General features: G+C 74.0%; 11 protein-coding genes. 2 read left to right on the forward strand and 9 right to left on the reverse strand.

Annotation, left to right across the window (positions count from 1 at the left end):
* Window positions 1-36 precede the first annotated feature (36 nt).
* Complete coding sequence (locus tag TNCT1_RS23760) at window positions 37-972, forward strand: DMT family transporter (RefSeq protein WP_143635486.1); 936 nt, start codon at window positions 37-39, stop codon at window positions 970-972.
* A gap of 19 nt (window positions 973-991) precedes the next feature.
* Here TNCT1_RS23760 and TNCT1_RS23765 read toward each other — a convergent pair whose 3' ends face one another.
* The 9 genes from TNCT1_RS23765 to TNCT1_RS23805 form a co-directional block, all read right to left on the reverse strand.
* Window positions 992-2074: a Zn-dependent alcohol dehydrogenase gene (locus TNCT1_RS23765; protein ID WP_143635488.1), complete on the reverse strand. Its 1083-nt coding sequence runs from the start codon at window positions 2072-2074 to the stop codon at window positions 992-994.
* A gap of 15 nt (window positions 2075-2089) precedes the next feature.
* Window positions 2090-3478, reverse strand: a complete 1389-nt coding sequence (locus TNCT1_RS23770; RefSeq protein ID WP_143635491.1) for an aldehyde dehydrogenase family protein — start codon at window positions 3476-3478, stop codon at window positions 2090-2092.
* A gap of 137 nt (window positions 3479-3615) precedes the next feature.
* Entirely contained in the window at window positions 3616-4956 is a 1341-nt protein-coding gene (locus TNCT1_RS23775) for an ABC transporter ATP-binding protein (RefSeq protein WP_143635494.1), read from the reverse strand.
* Between the two features lie 282 nt (window positions 4957-5238).
* Window positions 5239-5898, reverse strand: a complete 660-nt coding sequence (locus TNCT1_RS23780; RefSeq protein WP_143635497.1) for a class F sortase — start codon at window positions 5896-5898, stop codon at window positions 5239-5241.
* Window positions 5885-6586 (reverse strand): hypothetical protein, encoded by a 702-nt coding sequence (locus tag TNCT1_RS23785; RefSeq protein ID WP_143635499.1) that lies wholly within the window; start codon window positions 6584-6586, stop codon window positions 5885-5887. Before TNCT1_RS23785 ends, TNCT1_RS23780 begins: the two co-directional genes overlap by 14 nt.
* A gap of 99 nt (window positions 6587-6685) precedes the next feature.
* Window positions 6686-7930 carry an MFS transporter gene (locus tag TNCT1_RS23790; protein ID WP_143635501.1) on the reverse strand — a complete coding sequence of 415 codons (1245 nt, stop codon included), beginning with the start codon at window positions 7928-7930 and terminating at the stop codon, window positions 6686-6688.
* A 67-nt stretch (window positions 7931-7997) separates the two neighbouring features.
* Entirely contained in the window at window positions 7998-9386 is a 1389-nt protein-coding gene (locus tag TNCT1_RS23795; RefSeq protein WP_143635503.1) for a CitMHS family transporter, read from the reverse strand.
* Window positions 9387-9519: 133 nt separating this feature from the next.
* Window positions 9520-11772: a molybdopterin oxidoreductase family protein gene (locus tag TNCT1_RS23800; RefSeq protein ID WP_143635506.1), complete on the reverse strand. Its 2253-nt coding sequence runs from the start codon at window positions 11770-11772 to the stop codon at window positions 9520-9522.
* Window positions 11773-11909: 137 nt separating this feature from the next.
* Window positions 11910-12527, reverse strand: a complete 618-nt coding sequence (locus tag TNCT1_RS23805; protein ID WP_143635508.1) for a TetR/AcrR family transcriptional regulator — start codon at window positions 12525-12527, stop codon at window positions 11910-11912.
* A 212-nt stretch (window positions 12528-12739) separates the two neighbouring features.
* Between TNCT1_RS23805 and hmgA the strand changes: the two genes are divergently transcribed.
* Window positions 12740-14077 carry a homogentisate 1,2-dioxygenase gene (gene hmgA, locus TNCT1_RS23810; RefSeq protein ID WP_143635510.1) on the forward strand — a complete coding sequence of 446 codons (1338 nt, stop codon included), beginning with the start codon at window positions 12740-12742 and terminating at the stop codon, window positions 14075-14077.
* Window positions 14078-14085: the final 8 nt, after the last annotated feature.

The raw sequence follows: 14085 nt of genomic DNA on the forward strand, positions 1-14085 counted from the left end.
AGCCGCCGCCGCACCGTCCCCCCTAGCCTCAGGAGCATGATGAGCAACGCCCCGCGTCACCCCCTGCTGCCCGCCGCCGCGGCCGGCCTCACCGTCGTGCTCTGGGCCTCGGCCTTCGTGGCGATCCGCAGCGCCGGCGACGCCTACTCGCCGGGGGCGCTGGCGCTCGGGCGGCTGCTGGCCGGAGCGCTCACGCTGGGCGTCCTGTGCGTCGTACGGCGGGAGGGGCTGCCGCCGAGATCCGCCTGGCGCGGCATAGCCCTCTCCGGGGTGCTCTGGTTCGGGTTCTACATGGTCGCCCTCAACTGGGGCGAGCAGCGGGTGGACGCGGGCACCGCCGCTCTCGTCGTGAACGTCGGCCCGCTGCTGATCGCCCTGCTCGGGGCCCGGCTGCTCGGCGACCCGATGCCGCCGAGGCTGCTGGCGGGCATGGCGGTGTCCTTCGCCGGCGCCGTGACCGTGGGGCTCTCGATGTCGTCCGGGGGCGGCGGGGCCTCGCTCCTCGGGGTGGTGGCGTGTCTGCTCGCGGCGGTGGCCTACGCGGCCGGGGTCGTGTCGCAGAAGCCCGCGCTCGGGCGGGCGAGCGCCCTGCAGGTGACGACGTTCGGGTGTCTCGTCGGCGCGGTGGTCTGCCTGCCGTTCGCCGGGCGACTGGTGACCGAGGCCGCCCACGCGCCGGTGTCGGCGACCCTGAACATGGTCTACCTGGGCGTCTTCCCGACCGCGCTGGCCTTCACGACCTGGGCCTACGCCCTCGCCCGCACGACCGCCAGCCGGATGGGCGCCACCACGTACGCCGTGCCGGCGCTGGTCGTGCTGATGTCGTGGCTGGCGCTCGGCGAGGTGCCGGGGGCGCTCACCCTGGTGGGCGGCGCGCTGTGCCTGGCGGGTGTCGCGGTGTCGCGGTCCCGGGCGGCCGGCCGCTCGCGCCGGGTCGCGGCAGGGGAGCCGCGACCCGAGAAGGTCGGCTGAACCGTCGGGCGCCGGACCCTCAGAACACCACCAGCGCGCGGCCGCCCTTGCCCGCGAGCATGTTCTCGAAGGCCGCCGGGATGCCCTCCAGCGCGATCCGCTCGGTGACCAGCACCGAGAGGTCGAGGCGGCCCTCCCGCACGTGCTCGGCGAGGACGGGTACGTCGCGGGCCGGGTCGCTGTCGCCGTAGACGCAGCCGGACAGGGTGCGGCCCCAGTGGAAGATCTCCAGGGCGTTGAAGGTGACCTCCTGGTCCTTGCCGCCGATGCCGACGACGGTCGTCCGGCCGCCCCGGCGGGTCGAGTCCCAGGCGGCGCGGATGCTGACCGCGCGGCCCACGCACTCCACGGCGACGTCGACGCCCTGCCTGCCGGTGAGGCCGCGGATCTCGCGCGCGGTGGCGTCGGAGGCGAGGACGTAGTCGGTGGCGCCGGCCGCGCGGGCCAGTTCCTCCTTCTCCGGTGAGACGTCGACGGCGATGATCCTGGAGGCGCCCGCGATCCGGGCCGCCTGGAGCGTGGCGAGGCCCACGCCGCCCGCGCCGAACACCGCGACCGACTCGCCCCGCCGGACGCGTGCCGAGTGGTGGACCGCGCCGTAGCCGGTGAGCACGGCGCAGCCGAGCAGGGCGGCGTCGGTGAGCGGCACCCCGTCGGGGAGGGGCAGCACGCAGGACGCGGCGACCACCGTCTCCTCGGCGAACGCGGCGACGTTCAGGCCGGGGTGGAGCTCGGTGCCGTCGCTCGTGCGCGCGTGCACCCCGGCGGCGCCGGCCAGGGCGTCGGCGCACAACCAGACCTCGCCGAGCGCACACGCGTGGCAGGTGCCGCAGGAGGGCGCCCAGTTGAGGACGACGGGGGCGCCGGGCGCGACATGGGTGACGCCCTCCCCCACGGCCACCACGGTGCCGGCGCCCTCGTGGCCGAGGACGGCCGGGACCGGCACCCGCATGGTGCCGTTGGACAGGGACAGGTCGGAGTGGCAGACCCCGGCGGCGGCGAGGCGGACGCGGACCTGTCCGGGGCCCGGGTCGGGCAGCTCGATGCCGGTGATCTCCAGGGGTGCGCCGATGGCGGGCAGGACGGCGGCTCGTACGGCCATGTCTCGCTGACTCCCTTAGAACTGGAGGGACTTGGTCTGGAGGTACTCGGCCAGTCCGTGGCTGCCGAGTTCCCGGCCGACCCCGGACTGCTTGTAGCCGCCGAACGGCGCGAGCGGGTTGAACCGGCCGCCGTTGATGTCGACCTGGCCGGTGTCCATCCGGCGGGCGAAGGCCACCGCCTCGGACTCCTCCCCGGCCCAGACGGCGCCCGCGAGCCCGTACACCGTGCCGTTGGCGATGCGCAGGGCGTCCTCCTCGTCCTCGTAGCGCAGGACGGACAGGACCGGGCCGAAGATCTCCTCCTGGGCGACGGTCATCTCGGGGGTGACGTCGGCGAGGACGGTCGGGCTGACGAAGTACCCCTGCTCGCGCGGGGCTTCGGGGCCGCCCGCGACCAGGCGGGCGCCCTCGGCGACGCCCTTCTCGATGTAGCCGAGCACGCGGGCCTGCTGCCTGGCGTTGACGACCGGGCCGATGCGGTCGCCGTACTTGGCGGCGGCGGCCGCGGCGAGTTCCACGGCCTCGTCGTAACGGTCGCGGTGGACCAGCATCCGGGTCCAGGCGCTGCACGTCTGGCCGGAGTTGGACATCACGTTGGCGACCCCCACGTTGACCGCCCTGGCGAGGTCGGCGCTCGGCAGGATGACGTTGGCGGACTTGCCGCCCAGTTCCAGCGCCACCTTCTTGACGGCGGCGCCGGCCGCCGCGCCGATCCGCCGGCCGACGGCCGTGGAGCCGGTGAAGGAGACCAGGTCGACGTCCGGGTGCTCGGCGAGGGCCTGCCCGGCGACCGGGCCGAGTCCGGTGACGAGGTTGAACACACCGGCCGGGACGCCCGCCTCGTGGACGGCCTCGGCGAAGAGCTGTGCGGTGAGCGGGGTGTCCTCGGCGGGCTTGAGGACGACGGTGCAGCCGGCCGCGAGGGCGGGGGCGACCTTGGCGACGATCTGGTGCAGCGGATAGTTCCAGGGGGTGATCCCGCCGACCACGCCGACCGGCTCGTGCAGCACGGTGGAGTTGCCGACCTTCTCCTCGAAGGAGTGGGCGGCGGCCAGCTCGGCGTAGGAGCCGGCGACCGCGATCGGCACGCTCGCGTGCACGGCCTGCGAGAACGGCAGCGGTGAGCCCAGCTCGGCGGTGACCGTCCCGGCGATCTCGTCCTTGCGGGCCGCCAGCACGTCGCGGAGGGCGCCCAGGCGTGCCGCGCGTTCGGCCGGGGGTGTGGCGGCCCAGGTCGCGAGGGCCGCGCGGGCGGCGCGTACGGCGGTGTCGACGTCCATGGCGTCACCGGCCGGGACCCGGCCGATGACCTGCTCGTCGGCCGGGTTCACGACCTCGATCTCGTCGCGGCCGGCGGCGGGGCGCCAGGCGCCGCCGATGTACAGGCCGTCGTGTGCCTTCATGCTGCTTCCTCCCGGCGGGTCTCCGTCGTCCGGCACTCAAACTAGCGGCGATAGTTTTCTCGCGCCAGAGATGTCCGGGCGCCGGCGCCGCCGTGCACCCGGACGTACCAGGACATCCTCGCCGGGACGGCGGCCGCTCACTGCTCCAGATCGGGCAGGTGGGCCGGGGACGGGCAGATGCGGTCGCCGTGCTGGTCGAAGACGAAGAGGTGGGCGAGGTCGACCAGCAGGGGCACCTGCATGCCGTGGCGCAGCCGGATGTCCGGGGTGGTGCGGACCACCAGGTCGCCGGGGAGCCGGCCCTCCGGCGGCGCGGGCTCGGGCAGGGGTTCGTGCGGGTGCTCCAGGACCACCACCGGGCCGGCCCGCAGCGACCCGGCCCGCTCCCGCAGCCGGTCCAGCACGCCCGGCCCCTCCCGGCGGCGCCGGCGCACCGGCCGGGCGGCCGGGCGCGGAGCCTCCAGTTCGGGCACCACGGCGGGGCGCGAGCCGGTGTTGAAGTGCACGAGGGTCTCGTGCCCCTGGAACTCCATGTGCTCCACCAGCCCGGTCAGCGGCACCTCGCCGGGCCGGGCGGCGCTGTGCTTGGCGATCCGCACCGCCTCCGAGCGCAGCCCGACGATGACCTCGCGGCCCTGCTGGACGCGGAGCAACTGGTGGTCCAGCGACAGGGGTTCGGGCAGGCGCAGGTACTGCTTGCCGAGGCTGACGGTCATGGCGCCGTCCAGCGGGGCGCGGACCAGACCGCGCAGCAGGTTGATGCGCGGGGTGCCGATGAACGCGGCGACGAAGACGTTGCGGGGCAGGGCGTAGACCTCGCGCGGGCTGCCCACCTGCTGGAGCACCCCGCCGCGCAGCACGGCGACCCGGTCGCCGAGGGACATCGCCTCGGACTGGTCGTGCGTGACGTACACCGTGGTGACGCCCAGCTCGCGGGTGAGCTGGGATATCTCGGCCCGCAGATGGTTGCGGAGCTTGGCGTCGAGGTTGGACAGCGGCTCGTCCATCAGGAACGCCGAGGGGTGGCGGGCGATGGCCCGGCCCATGGCGACCCGCTGACGTTCACCGCCGGAGAGCTGGCCGGGGAAGCGGTCGAGCAGGTCCTCGATGCCGAGCATGCGGGCGGTGGCGTCCACCCGCGGGCCGGGGTCGGCGGCGGGGGCCTCGATGCGCAGCGGGAAGCCGATGTTGTCGCGGCTGGTCATGCTCGGGTAGAGCGCGAAGTTCTGGAAGACCATCGCGATGTCCCGCTCGGCGGGCAGCCAGTCGTTGGCGTACTCGCCGTCGAGCAGCAGCCGGCCGTCGTCGATCTCCTCGAGCCCGGCGATCATGCGCAGCACGGTGGACTTGCCGCAGCCGGAGGGCCCGAGCAGGACCAGGAACTCGCCGGGTGCGATGTCCAGCGAGACCCGGTCGACCACACGGGGGCCCCGGGCGTAGGACTTGCTCACGTCGTGCAGAGAGATGGCGCGTGTCATGGGTGCTGCCCCCGGGGGCTGTGCGGAGCGCCGCTGCTCCTTGGGTCCGGGGCCCCGTGCGGACGTACGGGGCCCAGGGGCATGCCGTCGCGCCCCGTGGCGCGGCCGGCGGGGAGGGGACGACAGGCCCCTTGAGTCACGGAAGTTAACGGAATGTGCCGGGCGGGGGGAAGAGTGGCGACGGGGTCCGGAAGCCGCGCCCCGGGCGGGGGCGGAAACGGAAGGCGCGGTTCGGGTCCGCGGGCCTCCCGGCGCGGGCGCGGGAGGCCTGGTCCGGGCCGGTCAGCCGGTGGCGGTGAGGTGGGCGAAGACCACCACGTTGCTCGTGTAGCCGGTGCGCCGGCTGTACAGTCCGCCGCAGGTGAGCACGCGCAGCTCCGGGCGCCCGGAGGAGCCGTAGACCTCCTCGTCGGGGAAGCCCGCCTTGTCGTACACCTTCACCCGGTCCACGCTGTAGACGGCGGTGCGGCCGTCCGCCCGCCCGACCTCGATCGGCTTGCCGGGCTCGACGTGGGCCAGGGCCGCGAAGACGGCGGCGCCGGTCCGGGTGTCGCGGTGGCCGACGGCGATCGCGGTGCCGGTCTCCCCCGGTGTGGGACCGCCCTGGTACCAGCCAACCTCGTTGGGCCGGTCGAGCGGCGGGGTCGACAACTGCCGGTCGCCCTCCAGCGCCAGACCGATGACGGGGGCGTCGATCCCGAGGGACGGGATGCGGAAGTCCGTCGGCCGGGACCGGGTGGACAGCGGGCGGGGCGGGGGCGTCCGGCCGGCGCCGTCCCCCTGCCGTGCGTCGCCGGTGCGGCCGCCCGCCAGGTCCGGTCCGTCCGGGCCGCCGCAGCGGACTCCCACCGTCACCAGGACGGTCGCGAGCAGAGCCGTCCTGGCGAGGCGGTAGGCCCGGGTCCGGTACCACGGCCTGCGTCGGCGCCTACGCGGCACCATGGGGCCGCCGGCGGATCAGCCGGATGTACAGCGCGCCGCTGACCGCGACCAGTCCGACGGCCGCGGCGGCCGCCACCGGCGAGAACGCGCCCGAGGTGTCGACGAGCCCGCCGCCGCCCGCGTGCACACCGCCCCTGGGGGGACCGTCGTTGCGGTCGCCGCCCGGACCCCAGGCCGAGTCGCCCCGCTGGTCGTTGTTCTGCTGGTGGTCCTCGATCTGGCCCCCCGGGCCGTGCTGGCCCTCCGTCCTGCCGTCGTGGCAGTTGACGCGGAACACCTTCTCCTTCAGGGCCGGTGGCGTCCCCACGGTCCAGCTGATCTTGTACTGCCCGTCCGCGAGCCCCAGCGGGTCGGTGTGGCCGGCGCCGCCGGCGAGCTGGATGCTCCCGGTCACGGTGGCGGCGGTGGGCAGCGGTGGCTGGGGCGTGATGGTGTACGTGACTGCCGGCAGCGAGTCGAAGTTGACCGCCTCGAGGAAGAACTTGCAGACCACCGGGTCGTCCTTCGCCGAACCGATGAACGAGGGCGGGTTGGTGGAACGCGCGTTGTGGATCCTGATGTCGCCGTTCTCTCCCTGAGCCGCCGCGTTGGGGGCCTCCACCCACGACGCGCCCGCCACGGCGAGGGCGGTGAGGAGAACGGTGGCACTCGCGCGGGAGAAGGTCCGTGGAAGTGTCAGGGTGGGCATGCAAGCTCCTCCGAGTTAGACGATTTTCATACAAATCGCTCTTCGTTGGACTCTCACGCATGCGCTCCACGGCCGGCCGCACCAACGCCGGACGCGCCGTCAGATATCGCTCGTGCGGCGCAACGCCGCTCCCTTCCGGCCTTTCCCGGGTGCCGAATCGGCTGCCCGGTACGGCTTTCCGCCCTCGGGCGACCGCACCGCCACCGCCGAGGACAGCAGCAGCAACGCCCCCAGCATCACGAACGGCGCGGCCACTCCGGCCACCCCCGCGACCAGTCCGGCCGCGGCCGGTGCGGCGACCTGGCCGAGCCGGTTGCCGGTCAGCCGCAGGGCGAGCGCGGTGGAGCGGGCGCCGGCCGGGGCGGCCTGCACGACCGTCGTCATGGACAGCGGCTGCCCGACGCCGAGGCAGAAGCCGAGGACGGTGAGCATCACGCCGAGCGCCCACACCGGCACCGGCACCGGCACCCCCGCGCACAGCACGGCCGCCAGGAAACAGGTCACCGTGAGCAGCGCGGGACGGCCCAGCAGCCGCAGCAGCGGGGTGAGCACGAGCCGGCAGGCGATGGTGGCCCCGGCGCGCAGGCTGAGCAGGACGCCGATCACCGCGGGGGCGATGCCCCGGTGCTCGCCGACCACCGGGAGATAGGCGGTGAGGATGTCGGTGGCGGAGAGCACGGAGAGGCTGATCAGCATTCCGGCGGGCACGCCCCGGGCCCGCAGGATCCCGCCCACCGGCACCCGTTCGCCGCCCGGGACGCCGGATCCCACGGCGTCCCGGTCCTCGACGCGCCACAGCGACGTGAGCGCGAGCGCCCCGCCCGCGCCCGCCACGACGAGGGCCAGCGCGCTGCTGCCGGCCATGTCGGGACCGCCGATGAGGGCGCCGGCGGCGACCGGCCCGACGAGCTGGCCGAGGGAGGCGCCGATGGTGAAGTGCCCGAAGTTGCGGTCCTGTTCGTGCGGCGCGGACTGCCGCGCCACCAGCGACTGGGCGCCGATCACGAAGCTCAGGTGCCCGAGCCCCATCACCCCGCTCCACAGGGCGGTCGCCCACAGGGAGCCGGCCAGTCCGCTGAGGAGGCAGCCGCCGGAGATGAGGACCACGCCGGCCGGGAGCAGCGGAGCGCAGCGGCCGTGGTCGGTGCGGCGGCCGAGCGGTACCGCCGCGAACAGCGGGAGCAGGGCGTACACGCCCGCGATGACACCGACCGCCCGCTCGTCGGCGCCGAGCGCGAGGGCCCGGTAGGAGACGGCGGGCCGGGCCATCGACACCGCCCCCTGCGCGAGGCCGAAGGCGATGACCAGGCGGAGCAGCCAGCCGCGGTTCCCACCGGGCGTCATGAGCGCGTTCCTTCCGGGACTCCAGGGGCTTCCGGGACTTCAGGGGCTTCAGGGGCTTCCGGGCGGGTCAGAGGATGCCGAACACGGCGGCCGCGCCGAGCACCACCAGGGAGGTGAGGGCGGCCCACTTCACGACGAACCTGGTGTGGTCGCCGAACTCGACCTTGGCCATGCCGACGAGGACGTACACGGCCGGGACCAGCGGGCTGGACATGTGCAGCGGCTGGCCGGCGATCGAGGCGCGGGCGATCTCCACGGCGGGGACGCCGTGCGCCTGGCCCGCCTCGGCGAGCACCGGCAGGATGCCGAAGTAGAAGCCGTCGTTGGACATGAAGTACGTGAGCGGGATGCTCAGCACGCCGGTGACGAGGGCCATGTGCGGGCCCATCCCGTCGGGGATGTTGCGCACCAGCCACTCCGCCATGTGGTCCACCATGCCGGTGCCCTGGAGCACCCCGGTGAAGACGGCGGCGGCGAAGACCATGCCGGAGACGTTGAGGACGTTCTCGGCGTGCGCGGCGATGCGGGCCTTCTGGTCCGGCATGTGCGGGAAGTTGACGGTCAGCGCGAGGGCGGCGCCGAGCAGGAACAGCACCGGGATCGGCAGCCACTCCATGATCATGGCGGTGAGCAGGGCCACGGTGAGCAGCGCGTTGAACCAGTACAGCTTCGGCCGCAGGGTCGCGCGTTCGGGGTCGAGGCCCTGGAAGCCCTCCTCACCGGGCTCCCCGGGCAGGCCATCGCCGGCGCCGGCGGTGGGCGCCGGGGTCCTGCCGGAACCCGCGCCGACCAGCACGGTCTCCGTCTCGGGGGCCTCCACCAGGGCCTCGTCCAGAGTGAGCACGCCGAGCCGCTTGCGCTCGCGCCGCCCGAGGACGTACGCGAGGACGAGGACGAACAGCAGGCCCACGGCCAGGGCCGGGATCATCGGGACGAAGATGTCACTCGCGTCCAGCTTCAGCGCCGTCGCGGCACGCGCGGTCGGCCCGCCCCACGGGAGCGTGTTCATCACGCCGTTGGCCATGGCCGCCACGCCGGTCATCACGACCATGCTCATCTTCAGCCGCTTGTAGAGCGGGTACATCGCCGAGACGGTGATCATGAAGGTGGTGGAGCCGTCGCCGTCGAGGGAGACGATCGCGGCCAGGACGGCCGTGCCGACGACGATCCGCAGCGGGTCGGCCTTGCAGAACCTGAGGATGCCGCGGACGACCGGGTCGAAGAGGCCGACGTCGATCATCACGCCGAAGTAGACGATCGCGAACATGAGCATCGCCGCCGTGGGGGCGAGGCCGGTGACGCCGTCGATGACGTAGTCGCCGAGGTGGGCGCCCTTGCCCACGAACACACAGAAGAGTGCCGGTATGAGCACGAGCGCCGCGATCGGCGACATCTTCTTCAGCATGATCAGGACCAGGAAGGTCGCGATCATGGCGAAGCCGAGGATGGTCAGCATGTGGATACCTAACGTTCGCCCTTGAACATCCCACCTGGGGCCGGCGGTGCGACGACGTTAGGTCCCGTCAAACGGCGTTAACAAGTGGTCGACACGCGAGCAATAAGCGCGAAAGTCCAGGTCACAGCTTTGCTCAGGTCCGCGCGGTGAGCTTTTCCGGCACGGCCGCCACCTCGACGGGCACGCCGTTGAGGACCGCGTTGCCGGACAGCGGGTCGAGCAGGCTGCCGTCGAGAAGCTGGTTGACGTTGACGCCGGGGTCGGCGCCGGCGTGGTTCAGCCGGGTGCCGGCGCGGTCGTGGCCCCAGCCGTGCGGCAGGCTCACCACGCCCGGCCGGACCGCGTCGGTGACCTCGGCGGGCGCGGTGACCGCTCCCCCGGCGCCCGTCACCCGCACCGGTTCGCCGTCCCCTATGCCGAGGCGCGCGGCGTCCCGCGGGTTGAGCTGGAGGGTGCAGCGGTTGCTGCCGCCGGTGAGGGCGGGCACGTTGTGCATCCAGCTGTTGTTGGAGCGCAGGTGGCGGCGGCCGACGAGGACCAGTGCGGCGGGGCGTTCGCGCAGCGCCCGGCGCAGCCGCGGCAGGTCGCCGGCGATCGGCGCGGGCAGCAGCTCGATCCGGCCGCTCACGGTCTTCAGCGGCTGCGGCAGGCGTGGGCGCAGCGGGCCGAGGTCGATGCCGTGCGGGTGGCCGAGCAGTGCGCGCAGGGTGAGCCCGTCGGGCCGGGCGCCGAAGCCGTCGCCGTAGGGGCCGAGGCGCAGCATCAGGTCGAGCCGTCGCTCCGGGCCGTCGTCCCCGGTGAGCTGTGCGGCGAGTTCCCGCGGATCGCGGCCGTGCACCGGGGAGTGGACGTCCTGCACGGCCTTGCCGAGGGTCTGCTCGACGACCGTCGCGTCCACGGCGGCCGGGTCGGCGCCGTGCATGCCCGTCGCGGCCAGCACCAGCCGGGCGTGGATCTCGGTCTCGGCCATGCGGCCGGGTTCGAGGGGTACGGCGGGGCGGCTGTAGCGGACCTGGTTGCGGACGGCGAAGCCGTTGAAGGCGAAGTCGTGGTGCGGGCTCTGCGAGGGCGGCGGCGGGGGCAGCACGACGTCGGCGTGGCGGGAGGTCTCGTTGAGGTAGGGGTCGACGCTGACCATGAAGTCCAGTGAGCGCAGGGCCTTGTCGAGGCGGTCGCCGTCGGGCGCGGACAGCACCGGGTTGGCCGCGATCACGACGAGCGCGCGGACCGGTTCGCCCTCGTCGGTGGCGGTGTCGATCTCCTCGGCGAGCGCGGAGAGCGGCAACTCGCCCTTGGCCTCGGGCAGACGCCGGACCCGGGAGTGCCAGCGGCCGAGGGCGAAGCCGTGCCCGGGGCCGGCCGGGCGGGGGGTGCGGCCGGTGGCGGCCTGCGGGAAGAGGGCGCCGCCGGGCCGGTCCAGGTTGCCGGTGAGGACGTTGAGGACGTCGACCAGCCAGCTCGCCAGGGTGCCGTGCGGGACGGTGCAGCTTCCGATGCGGGCGTAGACGGCGGCGGTGGGGGCGGCGGCCAGTTCGCGGGCGAGGGTGCGGATGAGGTCCGCGTCCAGGTCGCAGGCCTCGGCCACCGCCTCAGGGGTGAAGTCCCGCAGGGCGTCGCGGAGTTCCCCGACGCCCTGGACGTGCGGGGCGAGCGCGCCGAGGTCGGTCAGGTCCTCCTCGAACAGCACGGTGGCCAGGGCGGCGAGCAGCAGGGCGTCGGTGCCGGGGCGGATCGCGAGGTGCCGGTCGGCGAGTTTCGCGGTGCGGGTGCGGCGGGGGTCCACCACGGTGAGCCGGCCGCCGCGGGCCCGGAGGGCCTTGAGCCGGCCGGGGAAGTCGGGGGCGGTGCACAGACTCCCGTTGGACTCCAGGGGGTTGGCGCCGATCAGCAGCAGGTGGTGGGTGCGGTCGAGGTCCGGGACGGGGATGGCGTGCGCGTCGCCGAAGAGCAGGCCGCTGGAGACGTGCTTGGGCATCTGGTCGACCGTGGAGGCGGTGAACAGGCTGCGGGTGCGCAGGGCCGCAAGCAGGACCGGCGGGTAGAGCGCGCCGGCCACGGTGTGCACGTTGGGGTTGCCGAGGACCACTCCGAGGGCGTGCGGCCCGTACCGCTCGACGACCGGGCGCAGCCCCGCCGCGACCGCGTCGAAGGCCTCCTCCCAGGTGGCCTCGCGCAGCGCGCCGTCCTCACGGACCAGCGGAACGCGCAGCCGGTCGGGGTCGGAGTCGACGGCCCCGAAGGCGGCGCCCTTGGGGCAGATGAAGCCCTTGCTGAAGACGTCCTCGCGGTCGCCGCGGGCGCCGGTGACCCGGGTGCCCTCGACGGTGAGGGTCAGCCCGCAGGTGGCCTCGCACAGGGGGCAGATTCGCAGGGCGGTGCGGGGCACGGGTCCTCCCGGAGGATCGGCGGCGTTGCCGAGCCCGCCCCGGTGGGCCCGGGCGGGCCCGGGCAGGCTCGGACGGTGAGCATACCGACCGGTAGGCATGGAGGGGAGCCCTGTGGCGGCGTCGGCCGGCGGCCGGCTCAGTCGAGGACGCGCCCCAGGTACGCCCGCAGCAGCTCACGGGTCTCGTGGATGATCGCCGGGTCCCCCTCGGGGGCGACCCGGAAGGCCAGTTGGACCAGGGTGTCGGCGCTCTCCACGGCGACCAGGAAGACGCGGCGCAGCTCCTCGCCGGGGGTGCGGCCGAGATGGCCGGCGAGCAGGTCGGTGAGCCGGTCGGCGACCCGGGTGTTGGGCTCCGCCTGCCGGGCGCCGACCGGTATCTGGTTGCCGAAGTCCACGAGGGAGAAGCCGGGCGCGGTGCGCTTCATGGCCAGGTACTCGTCCAGCACGGCGTCCACGGCGGCCCGCCAGTCCCCCCGCCGCTCGCCCTTCATCCGCTCCGCGACGCGTTCGGTGTACCGCTCCAGGTTCCGCTGGGCGAGGGCGTCGGCCATCTGCCGCTTGTTGCCGAAGAACCGGTAGACCGAGCCGATGGGCACCTCGGCGCGCGCGGCCACCGCGCGGGTGCTCAGGGCCTCGTAGCCGACCTCGTCGAGGAGGTCGGCGCAGGCGTCGAGGATCCTGGTCAGCCGTTCCGCGCTGCGCCTCTGGACGGGCGCGCGGCGAAGCGATGTCGCGTGGGGCACGGACTTCATGATGCCTCTCCGGCGGGGTCGGGTGAACCTCGCCCCCCGGTACGGAAAAAGGTGGCTGCTGCACTCATCGACCGCACGGGCCGGGACGGCGCCCGCTCGGAGGGCGGGCGGGGTAAGGACGCCCGACACCCGGCGTCCGGCGCCCCCTTGCGCCCGCGCCCCACTCATTCCTACGGTGATGCATAGGAATCAGGAGCGCAAGGGAGCGATCGATGAGCGGGGACGCGCGGAAGACCGCCGAGGGACTGTCGTACCTGACCGGGTTCGGCAACGAGCACGCCTCGGAGGCGGTGCCGGGCGCCCTGCCCGAGGGCCGCAACTCGCCGCAGCGCGCGCCGCTCGGCCTGTACGCCGAGCAGCTCAGCGGGACGGCGTTCACCGAGCCGCGGGCGCACAACCGGCGCTCGTGGCTGTACCGCGTCCGCCCCTCGGCCGCGCACCCCGCGTTCACCCGCACCGGCAACGGCGCGATCCGCACCGCGCCGTTCACCGAGACCGTGCCCGACCCCAACCGGCTGCGCTGGAACCCGCTGCCCGAGCCGCCGGCCGGCACCGACTTCCTGGCGGGCCTGTGGACGCTGGGCGGCAACGGCGACGCGACCCAGCGGACCGGCATGGCCGTGCACCTGTACCACGCCAACGCCTCGATGGAGCGGGTGTTCTCCGACGCCGACGGTGAGCTGCTCATCGTGCCGGAGCGGGGCGGACTGCTGCTGCACACCGAGTTCGGCCGGCTCCATGTGGAGCCCGCACATGTGGCGCTGATCCCGCGCGGGGTGCGCTTCCGCGTGGAGCTGCTCGACACCGCACCGGACGGCGGGCCGAGCCCGTCCGCCCGCGGCTATGTGTGCGAGAACTACGGAGCGCCCTTCCAGCTCCCCGACCTCGGGCCCATCGGCGCCAACGGACTCGCCAACGCCCGGGACTTCCGGGCCCCGGTCGCCGCGTACGAGGAGGTGGAGGGGCCGGTGGAGGTGGTCAACAAGTTCTGCGGCAACCTCTGGACCGCCACGTACGACCACTCCCCGCTCGACGTGGTCGCCTGGCACGGCAACCATGTGCCGTACGTCTACGACCTGCGCCGTTTCAATGTGATCGGGACCATCTCCTACGACCACCCGGACCCGTCCATCTTCACGGTGCTGACCTCCCCGTCGGACACCCCGGGCCTGGCCGGCGTCGACTTCGTGGTGTTCGCTCCGCGCTGGCTGGTGGGCGAGGACACCTTCCGGCCGCCGTACTTCCACCGGAACGTGATGAGCGAGTACATGGGCCTCATCGAGGGCGCCTACGACGCCAAGGCCGAGGGGTTCGTGCCGGGCGGCGGCTCGCTGCACAACATGATGTCGGCGCACGGCCCGGACCGGGAGACCTTCGACCGGGCGAGCGCGGCCGAGCTGAGGCCGCAGCGGGTCGACGACGGGCTGGCGTTCATGTTCGAGACCCGCTGGCCGCTGACGCTCGCCCCGCAGGCGGCCGGCGCCGGCCATCTCCAGCAGCGCTACGACGACGTCTGGCAGGGCCTCGAACGTCACTTCCGCGCGCTGTGACGGCTCCG

Origin of the sequence: Streptomyces sp. 1-11 (assembly GCF_007176755.1) — a bacterium.
Taxonomy (GTDB): domain Bacteria; phylum Actinomycetota; class Actinomycetes; order Streptomycetales; family Streptomycetaceae; genus Streptomyces.